The organism is Candidatus Nanosynbacter sp. TM7-076 (assembly GCF_022828325.1).
GTDB lineage: Bacteria > Patescibacteriota > Saccharimonadia > Saccharimonadales > Saccharimonadaceae > Nanosynbacter.
The window spans coordinates 156,872-171,953 of the sequence record NZ_JAJQJS010000002.1; the positions used below are offsets into that span (position 1 = coordinate 156,872).

Annotated in this window: 14 protein-coding genes and 5 tRNA genes; 7 read left to right on the plus strand and 12 right to left on the minus strand. The window is 42.7% G+C overall.

Annotated features, from left to right (window positions below; genetic code table 11):
* Positions 1–113 precede the first annotated feature (113 nt).
* Positions 114–188 (minus strand) — tRNA-Glu (locus LRM47_RS01450).
* Positions 189–279: 91 nt separating this feature from the next.
* Between LRM47_RS01450 and LRM47_RS01455 the strand changes: the two genes are divergently transcribed.
* A complete protein-coding gene (locus tag LRM47_RS01455) occupies positions 280–495 on the plus strand; it encodes a hypothetical protein (RefSeq protein WP_243822541.1) in 216 nt (71 codons plus the stop codon).
* Here the strand turns inward: LRM47_RS01455 and LRM47_RS01460 are convergent.
* Complete coding sequence (locus LRM47_RS01460; RefSeq protein ID WP_243822542.1) at positions 492–2,651, minus strand: sensor histidine kinase; 2,160 nt, start codon at positions 2,649–2,651, stop codon at positions 492–494. The two genes, LRM47_RS01455 and LRM47_RS01460, sit on opposite strands and share 4 nt — an antisense overlap.
* Positions 2,652–2,677: 26 nt before the next feature.
* Complete coding sequence (locus LRM47_RS01465) at positions 2,678–4,027, minus strand: class I SAM-dependent methyltransferase (protein WP_243822543.1); 1,350 nt, start codon at positions 4,025–4,027, stop codon at positions 2,678–2,680.
* A 40-nt stretch (positions 4,028–4,067) separates the two neighbouring features.
* On the opposite strand from LRM47_RS01465, the gene LRM47_RS01470 reads away from it, so the two are divergent.
* On the plus strand, positions 4,068–4,439 hold the full coding sequence (locus tag LRM47_RS01470; protein ID WP_243822544.1) for a response regulator: 372 nt from the start codon (positions 4,068–4,070) through the stop codon (positions 4,437–4,439).
* Here LRM47_RS01470 and LRM47_RS01475 read toward each other — a convergent pair.
* Positions 4,436–5,248 carry a bifunctional 5,10-methylenetetrahydrofolate dehydrogenase/5,10-methenyltetrahydrofolate cyclohydrolase gene (locus LRM47_RS01475; protein WP_165000186.1) on the minus strand — a complete coding sequence of 271 codons (813 nt, stop codon included), beginning with the start codon at positions 5,246–5,248 and terminating at the stop codon, positions 4,436–4,438. The genes LRM47_RS01470 and LRM47_RS01475 overlap by 4 nt on opposite strands.
* A 76-nt stretch (positions 5,249–5,324) precedes the next feature.
* On the opposite strand from LRM47_RS01475, the gene LRM47_RS01480 reads away from it, so the two are divergent.
* Both LRM47_RS01480 and LRM47_RS01485 read left to right on the plus strand, forming a co-directional pair.
* Positions 5,325–5,401 (plus strand) — tRNA-His (locus LRM47_RS01480).
* Positions 5,402–5,486: 85 nt separating this feature from the next.
* Positions 5,487–5,563: transfer RNA gene (locus LRM47_RS01485), tRNA-Lys, on the plus strand.
* A 35-nt stretch (positions 5,564–5,598) separates the two neighbouring features.
* Here the strand turns inward: LRM47_RS01485 and LRM47_RS01490 are convergent.
* Both LRM47_RS01490 and LRM47_RS01495 read right to left on the minus strand, forming a co-directional pair.
* Positions 5,599–6,012: a hypothetical protein gene (locus LRM47_RS01490; protein WP_129635375.1), complete on the minus strand. Its 414-nt coding sequence runs from the start codon at positions 6,010–6,012 to the stop codon at positions 5,599–5,601.
* A gap of 24 nt (positions 6,013–6,036) precedes the next feature.
* Positions 6,037–6,113, minus strand: a tRNA-Arg gene (locus LRM47_RS01495).
* A 43-nt stretch (positions 6,114–6,156) separates the two neighbouring features.
* On the opposite strand from LRM47_RS01495, the gene LRM47_RS01500 reads away from it, so the two are divergent.
* Both LRM47_RS01500 and LRM47_RS01505 read left to right on the plus strand, forming a co-directional pair.
* Positions 6,157–6,231, plus strand: a tRNA-Gly gene (locus LRM47_RS01500).
* 32 nt (positions 6,232–6,263) lie between these two features.
* Positions 6,264–8,069 (plus strand): glycogen/starch/alpha-glucan phosphorylase, encoded by a 1,806-nt coding sequence (locus tag LRM47_RS01505; protein ID WP_243822545.1) that lies wholly within the window; start codon positions 6,264–6,266, stop codon positions 8,067–8,069.
* Here the strand turns inward: LRM47_RS01505 and LRM47_RS01510 are convergent.
* A complete protein-coding gene (locus LRM47_RS01510; protein WP_353524829.1) occupies positions 8,059–9,579 on the minus strand; it encodes a helix-turn-helix domain-containing protein in 1,521 nt (506 codons plus the stop codon). The two genes, LRM47_RS01505 and LRM47_RS01510, sit on opposite strands and share 11 nt — an antisense overlap.
* Positions 9,580–9,648: 69 nt before the next feature.
* Between LRM47_RS01510 and LRM47_RS01515 the strand changes: the two genes are divergently transcribed.
* Entirely contained in the window at positions 9,649–10,917 is a 1,269-nt protein-coding gene (locus LRM47_RS01515; protein ID WP_243822547.1) for a serine hydroxymethyltransferase, read from the plus strand.
* Between the two features lie 64 nt (positions 10,918–10,981).
* On the opposite strand, the gene LRM47_RS01520 is transcribed toward LRM47_RS01515, so the two are convergent.
* From LRM47_RS01520 to LRM47_RS01540, 5 genes are all read right to left on the minus strand, one after another.
* Positions 10,982–11,443 carry a prepilin-type N-terminal cleavage/methylation domain-containing protein gene (locus LRM47_RS01520; protein ID WP_243822548.1) on the minus strand — a complete coding sequence of 154 codons (462 nt, stop codon included), beginning with the start codon at positions 11,441–11,443 and terminating at the stop codon, positions 10,982–10,984.
* Positions 11,444–11,520: 77 nt separating this feature from the next.
* On the minus strand, positions 11,521–13,284 hold the full coding sequence (locus LRM47_RS01525) for an RCC1 domain-containing protein (RefSeq protein ID WP_243822549.1): 1,764 nt from the start codon (positions 13,282–13,284) through the stop codon (positions 11,521–11,523).
* Complete coding sequence (locus LRM47_RS01530; protein ID WP_243822550.1) at positions 13,281–14,126, minus strand: type II secretion system protein; 846 nt, start codon at positions 14,124–14,126, stop codon at positions 13,281–13,283. Before LRM47_RS01530 ends, LRM47_RS01525 begins: the two co-directional genes overlap by 4 nt.
* Complete coding sequence (locus LRM47_RS01535; RefSeq protein ID WP_243822551.1) at positions 14,113–14,577, minus strand: type IV pilus modification PilV family protein; 465 nt, start codon at positions 14,575–14,577, stop codon at positions 14,113–14,115. Before LRM47_RS01535 ends, LRM47_RS01530 begins: the two co-directional genes overlap by 14 nt.
* Positions 14,565–15,050, minus strand: coding sequence for a prepilin-type N-terminal cleavage/methylation domain-containing protein (locus LRM47_RS01540; RefSeq protein WP_243822552.1), 486 nt, complete (start codon positions 15,048–15,050; stop codon positions 14,565–14,567). Before LRM47_RS01540 ends, LRM47_RS01535 begins: the two co-directional genes overlap by 13 nt.
* Positions 15,051–15,082: the final 32 nt, after the last annotated feature.

Here is a 15,082-nt window from a genome sequence, read left to right on the forward strand (position 1 = left end):
TAGATTCCTACCCAGCTATTACTACTATCTTAGCATCATTTTATAGTAAGCATAAGTTCCTTGCAAGATTAAAAACAAATAAAAAAGACCAGTAAGGTCTTCTGTCTGTCACATGGTGACCTTACCGGGAATCGAACCCGGATTGCCAGGATGAAAACCTGGTGTCCTAACCGTTAGACGATAAGGCCACGACTTCAGATATCATAACAAATTATTGTCGAATTGTCTATAGCAAATCAGCCACTTCTCCACCGTTATCTATTAATGTATAATATTTCCATGACAAAGCAGAAGAAAAAGCGCAATAAAAAATATTCTGGAATGGACGCGGCACCTCAGCGACCAAAAGTAACAAGGATTACAGCGACGAATCGCTCCAAATTATCTCAATGGTTTTTCGATCGAAAAAAGCTCATTCGCACCATTGGTATGGCGGGGCTCGTTGTAATTGCCTTAATTATCGTTATTTCTGGAATACTGAGTTTATTTCGTTAACGAACTGGCAGCTTAAATCCAAAGGTGCTACCTTTTCCCTCTTCTGACTCAAAGATCATTTCGCCGTCGTGCGATAAGATAACTTTCCTCGCCAAAAATAAGCCAACGCCAGTGCCGTCTGGTCTCTTTTTTCTGGCATTTGTGCCGCGGAAGAATTTGCCAAACAAATTTGCTTGTTCTGATTTTGGCACACCAATTCCCGAATCTTTCACCGTAAACTCAATCGCGCCATTACTATTTTTCAGAGAAATTATTACCTTTTTATGTGGATTTGAATAGTAAATGGCATTGTCAATCATATTCAGCATAACTTGACGAATCTTCTCAGCGTCAGCTGTAATAAATGGAACTTTTTTATCAATCTTTAGGTCCATTTCAACAGACCTCTGATCTGCCACAACCTTAAGTAAAGCAACTTCATCCCGAAGAATTTGAGCAATATCTATCTTCTGCTTATCGATATTAAATTTGCCAGTCTGAAGCCTAGAAACATTAAGAAAGTCGTTTATCAATCTCACCATACGCTCACTCGAAGAAAACGCTTCTCTAAGAACCGCACGCTGCGTCGGCGTAATCTTCCCCAAATCTCCCTCCAGCATCATATCCAGATAGCCTTTAATACTAGTCAACGGCGTTCTCAACTGATGTGAGGCCATAGAAATAAACTCATTCTTCGCCTCATCTAGCCGCTGAAGCTGTCGATTACTGAACCTCAATTCTTTCGTCGCCTCGTCAATTTTACGCTGCAAACTTTTATTCAACTCATTAATTTCTTCCAATGACAAAGAATTTCGAATCGACACCGCCAATTCCCCAGCAATCGATTCCAGCATTTCAATATCGCGAGAACTATATCCCAAACTCTTATGCTCGCCCAGAAACAGAATTCCCGTTTCTTGATTTTGATGCAGCAGCGGCATAACAATTTTTGTGCGATGAATATCCAAAAGTTTCTTCAGTTCTGGATCTTTTACTTGATTTGCCAAAATAACTTCCGGAAAACTACAATTCTTATAATAGTAATCCATAATCCTGTGAACATCTTCCTCAACAACAGATATTCGTCGCCGACCCGCCCGACCGTATATTCCTTTTTCTGGAATACAAAACGCCACTTTTTCTGCCTTAAGAGAAGTCGCTATATAATTGCCAACACGTCGAGTTAGCAATTGCAGATCTGCTGTATAGGTTAATATCTTGCTAATCTCACGCGTAAACGTATCAGCATCATATTCTCCGTAATAAAAAACTCTATCAGTAAATTTATCAAAGATTTTCTTCACTGGTTGATATACGACCGCCAAAACCATAGCCAAAATCATATTCATGAGATTTACGTGACTATCAACCGTCAGGCTGCGTTGGAAAACCAAAATTGAAATGACATATGCAGAAATCACGTAAACGACAGCTAGTGCGATTAATAGCAACATATACGAGACACTTCGAGCCACCGCCATTTTTACGTCCATCAATCGGTATCTGACGATGCTATACATAATTGCAAACAAGAAAATAATCGTAGCAATTGGACCAATCCATATATATCGATAATCACCAAGCGCCGGAAGAAACAGATCCACTACAAAGCCAGGAATGCTACATATCAACAGACCAATCATGTAAATCGCGACTTGCTTGCGTCGAACAGAATCTGATTTGCGCCACGCTATATGACCAAAACACATAGAAATTAAGAAAAATACTGAGAAAAAAGTTGCAAAAATAACATAGTTAACTGCATGAACCGGAATTCGAGAAAAATCTACTGGCGTGACGATTTCTGATGTATTAATAATAAATTCAGGCACCAAAATAATATATAGCGAAAAAATCGTTATTAGTATACTAGATGCGCAAATAAAACTCTTTGTCGATTTTGTCGATGGAAGGAATGACTTTGTAGTAAAAATAGCCAACGCGGGGCAAAAAACAGCCGAAGCGACATAAAACCATCTAGATGCGGTGTCCAATGCTACTTCATTGTCCGCCAGAGAAAACACTTCAAGTCCAGCCGACCACACAGCCAAACATAAACAAACCAGAAAAAACCAATACTTTGCATCATGACGATGCTTCGACTTTTTAAGTACAAGCACACCCAAAATTAGCGCCATCAACGCAACCAATCCTAGCACTAATGCTCGTATCATCATACTAATGCTTATTATAGCATTTTATTCTACGTTTCAATCGCAAAAACTGTGTAAACGCCGCTCGCAGTAACTGTAGCTTCAATAGATTCTTTTGGTATGCCAGATTTTTGGAGCAGCTTAAAACCTTCTTTAATTGAACGCATCCTAACCTTTGGAACCCACCCCATTAGTCCATGCAAAAATTCTTTTTGTGGGCGATTTACGTTCATGTTGCCAGTGATCATTAGTCCACCAGTTCGTAAAAATTTTAATGATTCTCGTGTCAATTGTTTATAAACGCCATCTGGCAGATATTCTCGCAAGCCAGAATCTTCCGCAATATCCAGCTTACGATCACCCAGAACTCCCTTCAAGCTCAAAGGTTTGCCAAGCTTACTGAATAATCGTTCACAATGAACTTCAATCTTATCTTCCAAATTCCATTTCTTAGCCAAGCTCTGCGCCGCCGCCAGAGACAACGGATCTTGATCTAGCAGGATAACCGTTGGTGTCTCACCCGTTTCATCCTTAAGTTTTTTCAGCATCTTCAAAGTCGCTAGTCCTGTTCCGCAGCCAAAACTCATCACCAACATATCGTCAATTGAACGATTCTCTTTTTCTGCCACTTTCTTCAAGTGATCAATCGATAGACCATTCACTGTTTCCACTCGCTCACGAATGCCAAGCGAATCCGCACAATGCCGAATGACGTTAGAAAACTCCTCCGTCACCGGCGCCTGGATAAACTCTCGGACTTCACTAATTCTCTTCTCTACTTCTTCAATAGCCGTCGCTTTATCCACGCCGTTGTTGATTTTATCTTGAATCATAACTTCTGTCAGCGGCAAGCCATTAATCTTCTCATCAAATACCGACTCATCCAGCGGACCACTCATAGTTGGATATTTACCTTCTGACAATATTTCGCCATTTTTGCGAGAAACTCTTAATCTATAAGCTTCAGGAATTGTCAAAAATGTTAGTGCGGAACCTCGCTGATTGTGCCACGGCTTCGAAGCAGTCTGATTTTCACCGTACAATAACTTGTCGCGAAAAAACTCCAGATATAAATCTACCTTTTTGCCCCACTTGCCCATTTTCACAAAAGGAGTTTTATCTAAAACATTCGCAATTGCCGCGGTGGCTAGATTTTTATGAATAAAGTTTTTACGAATCTCTTTTAATTCTGCATCGCCCCGCTTCAAATAGTTGTATGTATCTTTAATACCATCAGGGTTATTATATGCAGGGTCGGTCTTTTCTCCAATTTTAACCCTACATTCCTCACTTCTAAGATCCGCAATTTCCTCGTTTAATTTTTTATTAGCTTCATGATCAACTCCATTAAGAAAATCACCCGCTTCTGCAATACACCGTTCGTTCCTAAAGTTTTCCATGCCAAAAATTATAACATAGTTTATATGATATACTTAGAGCATGATAAAAATCGCTATCATTGAAGACGACCCAACCATCAGCCAGATGTACCGAATGAAGTTCGAATCGGACGGATTTGACGTTCGCTTGGCCGCCAACGGACAAATTGGCATAGAAGTAGTCGAGAAGTTTCAGCCAGATATTATTTTGCTAGATTTACAAATGCCAGAAATGGACGGTGCGGAAGCCTTAAAGCGAATTAGGTCTAAAGATTGGGGAAAAACTATTCCCGTTATCGTCCTTACCAACCTCGGCGAAGAAGAAGCTCCGCACGATTTGAAGAAATTAGGAATTCATAGCTACATCGTAAAAGCAAGCTTAACGCCACGCCAAGTTGTCGAGCAGGTCAAAACTGCCATAAAAGCCGCTTAATTTTTTGATTGATTCGCAATCTTTAGACAAGCCGTAATTACATTATCAAACAGCGCAGAAACCGTTAATGGACCAACTCCGCCTTTTTTTGGTGTAATAATTACATCATTACGTTGACGCACTTCTTCAGATACGTCGCCAACAATTTTTCCATTTTCCGAAGCAGTTCCCGCGTCAATAACAACCGCCTTAGTCTTAATCATCTGGCTTTTAATCAGCCCTGGAACTCCAGTTGCCGACACGATAATATCGTAATTTATCAATTGAGATAAGTCGTCACCTTTTTCAAAAACCGTCACATCGACGTCAGACTTCAGCCACATCCTCTCGAGAGGAGCACCAACCAAACGACCTCGCCCAACAATTGCAACTTTTTTATTTTTCAAGTCAACGCCATATCCAGCCAGTAGCCAATTGATAGCCGTTGGTGTGGCTGCCTGAAAAATCGCCTTTTTGCGCAGGCCGTCAACATCTTTACCTTCTCGAATACTCTCGAGTAATTCCTCAGTCTGATCAGAATTACTAATCGGCAATTGCAGAATTATTCCTTGAACATCGTCTCGATTGTTCAATTCTTGAATCACCTCCAAAGCGCCGCCCGCAGGGACTCGATGAATCTCCACGTCAACCAAAATATCAGCGCCATATCTCTGTTTCAGTCGCATATACGTTTCAATAACTGGATTTTCGACATCAGTAACAATTGCCAAACGAGGATTAATACGCCAAGCCTGTCTTAAAGCTCGCACCTGTTTCGCCTGGCGCTCCTTGATAAATCCAGCTAATTCTGAGCCATTTAGTTCTCTCATTGTCATTAAGTATAGCAATTTTACCATCTTGAGTACAGATATAGTGTGTGCTATAATTTGAGAAGCTTGGTTTATGGCGGATGTAGCTCAGCTGGTTAGAGCGCTGGATTGTGGCTCCGGAGGCCGTGGGTTCGAACCCCATCATTCGCCCCAAGTTTTACGACAATTTATTCACACCGATAAATTATTTTCAATAAAACGGTAGACTTTTTTATTGATTGTTGTATAATGAAGTTGTGGGCCAGTAGCTCAGCTGGTTAGAGCACCTGCCTCTTAAGCAGGGTGTCGAGGGTTCGAGCCCCTCCTGGCCCTCCAAAAAATAACCTCACACGAAGTGAGGATTTTTTTATTTATCCAAACGGATTATATCCGCGAGAAGGCGGCTCACGAAAAGTAGTTCGATTAGCGTTAAACGATCGACGAGAATTGTCCACGCTTGACTGAACATTATTATTTTGTAAACCGTTGACTCGTCGATTACCGCCAGACAAGCCAGCGTCATCAGGATTATTGTTAGCGACTCTCGACCGAGGCGCTACACCCATTTCCGCACCAAATCGTCTTCGATTGTCAGAATTATTGGCCGATATCGAAGATCCATATCCCTTAATATATCGGCGCTCCGAATTCACGCTACGATTAGCGGTCAGCATTCTGCCAGTATCCCCATACGCTCTAGAGCTGTTGTCGCTCAACGTATTCATACGACCATATAGCCTTTCCATCATTTCCCGCGTCATTTGCGGTTTTTTATTCGCATCCATATATCCCCCATTAGTTATATGAAATGGTGCCCCGAGTAGGATTCGAACCTACGACCTTGAGCTTAGAAGTCTCCTGCTCTATCCAACTGAGCTATCAGGGCGTATTCACATTATAGCATCTTTCTGCTACAATAGTAAAAGCTTGCGGGTGTAGTACAGCGGTTAGTATGCAAGTTTTCCAAACTTGAGATGGGAGTTCGATTCTCCCCACCCGCACCAAGTTAGACAATTTCAATCCATAAAGGGCATCGATGGATCCATATATTTATACAGAAAAGCCAAAATACCAACCGCATGACATTGAAGATGCGTCCGAATTTTATGATGTAATTGAACGAAGCAGCTTAACGCATCAATTGTCCGAAAACCGACCATATGTTTATTGGACAATGGAAATTTATGATAAATCCAACGGTATTAAAGGTGGTGGCGGACTTGGAGTTTTGGCAGCGGACACGCGACGTGTAGCTGAAAAATTGGAAGTTCCATTCGTAGTAGTGACGCCGTTTTATCGTAGCGAATCACACCAAAAAATTACCGACCTCGCACAAGAAGAGTTTTCGGAATCCGTTTCACCTCAAGATTACGGATTTGAATATATTGACGAAGTTTTCGTAAGTTCAAACGGATTCCCAGACGCAAGCTTAAGCATTTTCAAGAAGACGCTCGGTTCAACACAATTTGTTACAATTTCAGAACCGAACTTTGGACAATTGTACGAAGGTGACGGATCCGGCGACCATAGATTATACCAAGAAGTAGCGCTGGGATTTGGCGGCTATAAAGCATTAAAACTCCTCGGCATTAAGCCGGCCGTTATTCAACTTAATGAGACCGCAACAATTTTTGCTGCATTGGCGCGACTAGACGAGCTGTGCGCCAACGGAATGAATTTATACGAAGCCATCGTTTACGTTCGCAAGCACACACTTTACACGAACCACACACTTCTTCAAGCGGCCGAACCGGAATTCCATCGTTCGCAATTTGAAAAATTAGTTCTGCCAAATATAAAGAGCAACGCCGTGCGCTGTTGGCTAATGGAGCAATTCCGTAATGACAGACTGAGGCCGAATCTTTTGGCAATTGAACTTACTGAAGCGAAGAATGGTGTAAGTAAGTTACACGCCCGCGTGGCAAATTTCCGCGACCGCAACAACGACAAAGTCAAATTTCAAGCCATTACCAATGGAATAGATCTTGAAACGTGGGTACTGCCTGAAATATTGCAGACATATCGCGACCACGGCATTATCGATAAATTTGGATTGCCCACAAATGATTTTTCTGAAAAATTAAACTCGCTGAGTAGCGCGGATTTGAGGTATTTGAAAAAACTCGGTCGAAAGGAATTGAATCGAGTCCTATTGAGTCGCCAAGACCAGTACGGAAAATCCATACAAATCCCAGAAAATGCAATATTATTCGACTTCAAGCGAAGATTCGCCAATTACAAACGACCTTATATGCCGTTTGAAAACCCGGATTCATTGCGTCAAATTCTCATCAGTCACAACGCGCATTATATTCTGACAGGAAAAGTCCACCAAGGCGACGTGACGATGTATCAAAAATTGCTCGAGATATTAAAATTGATCGACAACGATCCGGTCCTCAAGGAGCGTGTTCATTACATACAAGATTACGACGAAGAGTTGGGACGAGCGTTAGCAATCGGCTCGGATGCTTCGATAAATATTCCTATTGTCGGGTTAGAAGCGTGCGGCACGTCGTGGGAAAAAGACGTCGCCAATCTGAAACTCCTCATCTCCACTAGTGACGGCGGCGTTGCCGACATCCAGCCAATCGCTTGCCTCGAGGTTACCGGGAGAAACTACGAAGCTGAAGTTTCATCTCTGTACGTCAACATGCATAAAGCTGCCGCTATTTTAAAAAATGACCAATTGCTAGAAAAACATATCCGCCACCAATTAAGCAACTATTTGCCAATTATTTCCGGCGCCCGAATGATGAAAGATTATCTCAAATTTATTTTTCCAAAACCGCAAATCCAGCCTAAAAAAGAACCGCAGATTAAGCGAATTCCTATTCAATAATCACTTCAATCTCAGCACCTAGCGAATTTAATCGTGCCGCCAATTCCTCGTATCCGCGATTAATCGAATATACATCGCGCAGAATCGATACACCTGGAGCAGCAAGCATTGCCAAAAGTATCACAACGGACGGACGAAGCGCTGGCGGAGCAACAACGTCAGCCGGCTTCCATCTTGTTGGGCCAGTGATATAAACACGGTGTGGATCAACCAACTCGATTTGCGCATTCAGCTTGCTTAACTCCGTAAAGTAAATTGCTCGGTTCTCGTAACTCCAGTCGTGAACCAACGTACGCCCCTTAGCCACCGTCGCGATAAGACCCAAGAACGGCAAATTGTCCATATTAATTCCAGGAAATGGCAAGGCGTGAAGTTTATCCTTGGCAGCCTGGAGTTTGGAGCGCTGCAATTTAATATCAACCAAACGAGTTTGCCCATTATTAGCAAAATATTCCTTGCTGAGTTCAAATTTAAGACCCATTTCCGCCAATGTCGCTAGTTCAATTTCCAAGAATTCAATCGGCGCGCGGCGAACGGTAATTTCCGAATCCGTCACCACAGCCGCCGCAATAAAACTCATCGCTTCAATTGGATCTTCGCTCGGATAATAGTCCAGATTTTTACTAATGCGCTTACGACCTGTAATTTTCAAGGTCGTCGTACCAATTCCCTCAATTTTCACGCCCAACTTTTTCAAGAAGAAACAGACATCTTGAACCATATAGTTTGGGCTAGCATTGCGGATGATAGTAGTGTTTGGTGACAACGCCGCAGCCATAATGATATTTTCCGTCACCGTATCGCCGCGCTCCGTCAATAAAATCGTTCGATCGCCAGAATTGACATCAGTTTTTGCGTGATAATAATCAGTTTCCGCCGTGACATTCATTCCAAAATGTCTCAAACCACTAAGATGCGGCTCAACTGTGCGCTTACCTAAATTACAGCCGCCGGCAAACGGCAATTTGAAATCGTCATATTGATGTAATAGCGGGCCAAGGAACATAATCACAGTCCTAGTTCTCTTCGCCGCAGTAATATCCATATCTTCAAGCTTCAAGCGCGCTGGCGGCATAATCTCAAGATCACTGCCATCCAACCAGCGAGTTTTAACGCCAATCGAGTTCAGAACCTCAATAATTCGATTAACTTCTTCAATTCGCGCCACTTTCCTAAGCGTCGTCTTCCCCTTGTTCAACAAACTTGCACAGAGAAGGCCCACTGCGGCGTTTTTACTAGTCTTAACCTGTATCTCACCAGACAATTTTTTGCCGCCAGTTACCTTAAAATTCATTTTTCCGGAATGATTTACGGTCACAATATTGTTATTAAGTACTTCACTAATTCGAGCAATCATTTCAATACTAATATTCTGACCCCCGTTTTCAATGCGATTAATAGCACTTTGCGACGTACCAATCGCCTCAGCTAATTGCGTCTGCGTCAGACCTTGTTTTTGACGATTTTCAGCGATTAAATTGCCGATTTTTTGAAGATACTTGTCTTTTATCATGCGTAAATTATATCACTAATGATATATATAAGCAATGATATAATAAGTATTAATGGAGGTTTAGTCATGAAAGACAAGCAAATTGAAGAACTTATAAAAGCAGAAAAAAAGCGTCAAACGGACGGCCTGGAACTGATTCCTAGCGAGAATTACGTTTCATCAGATGTGCTTCAGGCGCTCGGTAGCGTTTTCACTAATAAATATTCAGAAGGCTACCCTGGTCGACGCTATTACGGCGGACAAGAAAACACTGATCAAGTCGAACGGTTGGCAATTGACCGCGCTAAGAAACTTTTTAAAGCCGATCACGCTAACGTCCAGCCACATTCTGGCGCGCAGGCTAATGAGGCAGTCTATTACGCTTGGTGCGAGCCTGGCGACACTATTCTGGCTATGGATTTGGCTCACGGCGGACATCTTACGCACGGCGCCCCGGTTACTCGTAGTGCCAGAGAGTACAATTTCATTCGCTATGGTATAAAAAATATCGACACTGGCGAAATTGACTATGAAGAAATTCGTCAATTAGCCTTAAAGCACAAACCAAAGATCATTTTGGCGGGATTTTCGGCATATCCACGAGAGCTAGATTACGAAAAATTTGCCGAAATTGGCAATGAAGTCGGTGCCATGCTAATGGCAGACATGAGCCATATTGCAGGGCTAATTGTTAGTGGCGTTGCCAAAAATCCGTTCGACTATGGCTTTCATGTAATTACCACAACAACTCATAAAACTCTACGTGGACCACGAGGCGGGCTGATTCTTAGTCGAGGAATAGTTGGCAATCCGTTGAAAAAACCAGAGAAAACTCTCGAGAATTTACCTACATTGATTGATCGAGCAGTCTTCCCTGGCACGCAAGGTGGACCGCACATGCACACCATCGCTGCAAAAGCCGTAGCGTTCGGTGAAGCTTTACGGCCAGAATTCAAAGATTACGCCGAGCAAATTGTTAAAAATGCAAAAAGACTGGCGGAAGAGTTGCAAAAGCGCGGCTTTAAACTAGTGACTGGCGGCACTAGCAACCATTTGATTCTGGCAGATATTCACAGCAGCTTCGGTATTGACGGCAAGGAAGCGGAAATCGCCATGGATAAAATTGGTCTGACGCTGAATGCTAATGCGATTCCAGATGACCCTCTGCCAAGATTTAGACCGAGCGGCATTCGCCTAGGCACACCAGCTGTCACAACGCGAGGCGCCAAAGAAGACGACATGGAAAAAATCGCGGAATGGATGAGGCAGTCAATAGACAATCGCGATAATGACGATGAGTTGACTGAACTCCGTAAAGAAGTCGTAGAATTCTGCCATACTCTACGCGATATTTAATGTAAACCCGCATATAAAAAAACTCTGGCTTAATGCCAGAGTTTCTTATTTATATGATTCTTAACTAACTAGCACAAGAACCGATTGTTCGCTCTTCTACCTTGCTTGTCGAGAAATTGTAGTACTTAACGTGCGCACCCGTAGCATCACCCGTATCCGGACATTGCTTATACTCAATAGTATTAGCTTCTGCTGGGGCGTGACCATCAGTAAGAGCTGAGTCAGGAGTTTTAACTGTCTTTTCGTCCAAGTAATATGGCTCGCCAGTCTGTGAATCAGAAGAAGTGCCAACAGTCTTACTTGTTAAGACTCCCAAGTTAGCTGGATATTTACTCTTTGCTGTATTGTATAGCTCAGCTTTCTTAGCAACAGCGTCAGCAGCAGATTTAGCAGCAGATGTCTTTGCCTGGTTTTGCAAACCGTTGTATGCAACCAAAGAAACAACTGTCAAAATTGCGATGATCACGATAACGATCAAAAGCTCAACTAGTGTAAAACCTTGATTTTTGATATTCTTTGTAGTCACGATAATGTGCCCCCTAAATTGTTAGTTTGATTTGTAACTTGATAATACTACAACGTTTTTAAAAGCGCAAGCGTTTTTTAATATATATATCGATTTTGCACTGGACGAAGGAATAATGATTCTGTTGGACTAAATCTATTCTCATTTGTACCGTCGCCGATTTGCCCTTCATCATTTAACCCCCAACAGTACGAACGCTTATTTGACATAATCACACAGCCACGATTCGCTCCAGCCGCAATATCCACCACCGACTCTGTTAATGGCAATCCATCATCACCAGAATGTACAAGCACCGGGTTGCTAGATTTTTGTATTGCCTTAGAAGCATTATCATTACCCTTACCCAGCTGACCAAGCTTATTATCACCCCAGCAATACACTTCCTTATTTCCGCCATTATTCACTAAGGCGCAAGAGTGAGCAATACCAACCTCAATTCGTAGCGGAACTCCCGGTAGACCATCAACTTTTGCTGGCTGGAAATGCGCACCAAAGGGACCGGTCCCCGGAGACCCGGACTGCCCACGACCAGCACCACCCCAGCAATACACATCAGTTGTAGTACCAGTTGGAGTACGAGTTAAAGCAATAGCACAGGTGTGCGATACGTAGCTATGATCCGATGCCCAAGTATAACCATCTTGAGATATGTCAGTTACACCTTCTAAACCCTTAACTAGGGTAGCATGGCTGTAGTGATTACCAGATATTGGACCAATACCCATCTGCCCAAACCTAGCTAACCCCCAACAATAAGCCTTTTTTTCAGTAGTTATAGTACACATCGTTTGCGAGCGTGATCCACCGGTCGCCAACTTAGTCGCAAAATAATTGATAGGGAGTCTATTATAGCCGCCTGAGTTAATCTGCACTGGCGTGGCACGAAGTCCGGGGTTTTCAGGATTTCCGAAGCCCAATTGACCCATATTGTTCCGACCCCAGCAGTAAATTTTACCAGACGCAACAGCACAGGAGACGTCACCAGTTCCGCCAATTGATGTAACGTCTTTACCTGCGAGATCGCCACCAACCTCAACCGGAACGCTAGAGTAATTACCAGCCCCAGACGACCCGTTGCCTAGCTGACCAAACCTATTATCGCCCCAACAATATACTTTTTTATTACTGCCCAGCTGGGTTAAAACACAGCTATGATGCTGTGCTGTAAAAATATCAATAATCTTACCATTCCTCATATCGCCAATAGAGCGAACTTTCACTGGGATATTGGAGCTGTGAGTAGTTCCATCTCCTAATTGACCCATATCATTTTTTCCCCAGCACCATACATTATTTGATAAAATCGCACACGTACGATTAGTACCACTCACCGTACGTGTTGCATCAATGTCAGCCGGCCAAGTAACTGATTTTTTTACAACAGCGACATAAGTCTTTAGAACAACACCGCTACCATTTGTTATTTCAACTCGACCCACAGATGAAATCTGAGCAGTAGCAGCCGACAGGGCTGTGCTTCTAGTCGAAGCCTCCAAATCACCGACCTCAAAAGTCGTCCTAAATTTATTGCCTTCATCAAATACATATTTCTCATAACTCGGATTTACAGCCCCCTTACAATTAGTTTCCGGACGAAGCGGTCCAATTCCACCAGGAACCGAACTCCATGATTGCTCAGCTCCATTGGCGTCCAAACAAGCATTAGCGTAAGCTGTACCCGCCTCACCAGCCTCCTGGGCTAATTTATAATAGTACTCCTCCTGAGAGTAAATATACGATTGAGTCACGACCCTCATAGCACCAGCCAAAAGCGCCAATATAAAAGTGCTCATAAGTATGATCAGCACCAAGGAATAGCCGTTTTTTCGTTGAATCATAGGTTATTTATCTTTCGTATTGTTAAGGTTTGCGAATCAGAAACTTGCTTGCTAGGTGATTGAATTGTCAGAGTAATTTCTACGCTATCCGCGCCATCAAGAGCTTTCTTATCGCTATCTGGAGCGTCGCTATTTTTGCTTATCAGTGTTTTTCCATCATAGTAATTAATCTTAAACTCCGAAACTCCAGTTGCCAAAATCGAATCTTCGCGAAGCTTCATGGCTCGATCTTTAAACTTATCAGCATCCAGGCTATTCATACAGAAATATCCCGCAGCAGACCCAGAGTAGTAAGTAACTGGGTAGGTGGAGAAATCTATTAGATCATTATAAATAGTACGTCGATGCAACTCTCCATTCTTCAAAAAGTACATGACTACTTTTTTATATTTTGGCTGCTGAGTCTTATTTGTTCCGCAATCAAACTTTGGAGTTCTTAAATAAACAATCTCCCTAGAATCGGCGCCTCGTCCCATATTTGTAGCATATTGGAGTAGTATAAGTGAGTTCTTTTCGGGATCATGAACAGCACCGCTCGAGTATGGATTATTCCTGTACCCCCATTCCCTGGGCGTCGAGCCAGCGAAATTTTTATCCGTAGCAAAAGTGTCTTCCCCGTCGCGACTGCTCACCTTAAATCGCGAAGCTTGACGAACATCAGTTTCAATTGCGTCCATGGAATTGTGCATATTTCGACTAATCTCGACTTTTGCCTTGCTGATAGACGCACTTTGGTTTGCAGAAATTAACATCTGGCTAAACACGCCGACGACCATTGCAATGATAACCATCACCATTGCCAATTCGACTACGGTAAAGCCCCCCTCATTAGAACGCCACATATGTCGCATGTACCACCTTCTTTCCACTACCCGCACCAGAGCTTGGCAATCCATACTCTACGATAGACTCCACTTTAACCGGCATCCCCAGGCTAACTGTTCCACTCTTACATCCGTATGGCGCTGATGCATATACTTCCTGCTTAACCGTTCCTGGTAACCCGTCAATATTACCCACACTTTCCTCAACTTTATATCTAGAACCCGGAGCCCTAAAGATTGGAGGAGGGTCTGTACATTTAAACCAAGACGGAGCGGAATCATTTGCGTAACGACGCATATTATTATATGCCAGAAGACTCGCCTTGTTGTGCTGGGCATTCATGACTGATATTTGGCTAACTTGCGCTTGCATACTTAATATAACAACCATGAAAATACCAATAACAACCAGAGTAACTGCAACTTCGACAATAGTAAATCCATCGCTTTTTCCTACTAGTCGCGCCATATACTATCCACCTTCTTCTCTACTCCTGTTGAAAACTCTTTATATATAATGCTATATTTCACACAAGTTACCGCTACAACATCAGACACAGGACCGGACGCAGGCTTCGTGCAATCGCCGTCATCCACATTCGAAGCTTCATACAATAGCTCACCATTATTTCCGCCAGCCCAATCACTACGATTACACTTGATCGTCTCCTTTTTCAGAGAATCACCTCCTACAATTGACGAAAAATCCTTAATTAAATCAGCACAAGAAGGATACTCGTGACCGATAGCACTAACATTTTTATATTTGTAATATCGCTCCAGCCTCAAGGACAGCTCAGACACATCAGCCCTCTGTTCCTGATCTTTAGTTAGGTTCAAAAATCTTCCACCACCAACAAAGGCAATGCTAGCCAAAATTGCAACAACCACCACTACTATCGCCACTTCAATTATCGTATAGCCACCCGTCCCACGATTCATATCAATATTGTAGCGCAAATCTACAAAAAAGC

Excerpts from the sequence above, each read along its gene's own strand:
- LRM47_RS01455 (WP_243822541.1), top strand. The coding sequence starts at position 280 with ATGACAAAGCAGAAGAAAAAGCGCAATAAAAAATATTCTGGAATGGAC.
- LRM47_RS01460 (WP_243822542.1), bottom strand. The coding sequence starts at position 2,651 with ATGATGATACGAGCATTAGTGCTAGGATTGGTTGCGTTGATGGCGCTA.
- LRM47_RS01465 (WP_243822543.1), bottom strand. The coding sequence starts at position 4,027 with ATGGAAAACTTTAGGAACGAACGGTGTATTGCAGAAGCGGGTGATTTT.
- LRM47_RS01470 (WP_243822544.1), top strand. The coding sequence starts at position 4,068 with ATGATAAAAATCGCTATCATTGAAGACGACCCAACCATCAGCCAGATG.
- LRM47_RS01475 (WP_165000186.1), bottom strand. The coding sequence starts at position 5,248 with ATGAGAGAACTAAATGGCTCAGAATTAGCTGGATTTATCAAGGAGCGC.
- LRM47_RS01490 (WP_129635375.1), bottom strand. The coding sequence starts at position 6,012 with ATGGATGCGAATAAAAAACCGCAAATGACGCGGGAAATGATGGAAAGG.
- LRM47_RS01505 (WP_243822545.1), top strand. The coding sequence starts at position 6,264 with ATGGATCCATATATTTATACAGAAAAGCCAAAATACCAACCGCATGAC.
- LRM47_RS01515 (WP_243822547.1), top strand. The coding sequence starts at position 9,649 with ATGAAAGACAAGCAAATTGAAGAACTTATAAAAGCAGAAAAAAAGCGT.
- LRM47_RS01525 (WP_243822549.1), bottom strand. The coding sequence starts at position 13,284 with ATGATTCAACGAAAAAACGGCTATTCCTTGGTGCTGATCATACTTATG.
- LRM47_RS01530 (WP_243822550.1), bottom strand. The coding sequence starts at position 14,126 with ATGTGGCGTTCTAATGAGGGGGGCTTTACCGTAGTCGAATTGGCAATG.
- LRM47_RS01535 (WP_243822551.1), bottom strand. The coding sequence starts at position 14,577 with ATGGCGCGACTAGTAGGAAAAAGCGATGGATTTACTATTGTCGAAGTT.
- LRM47_RS01540 (WP_243822552.1), bottom strand. The coding sequence starts at position 15,050 with ATGAATCGTGGGACGGGTGGCTATACGATAATTGAAGTGGCGATAGTA.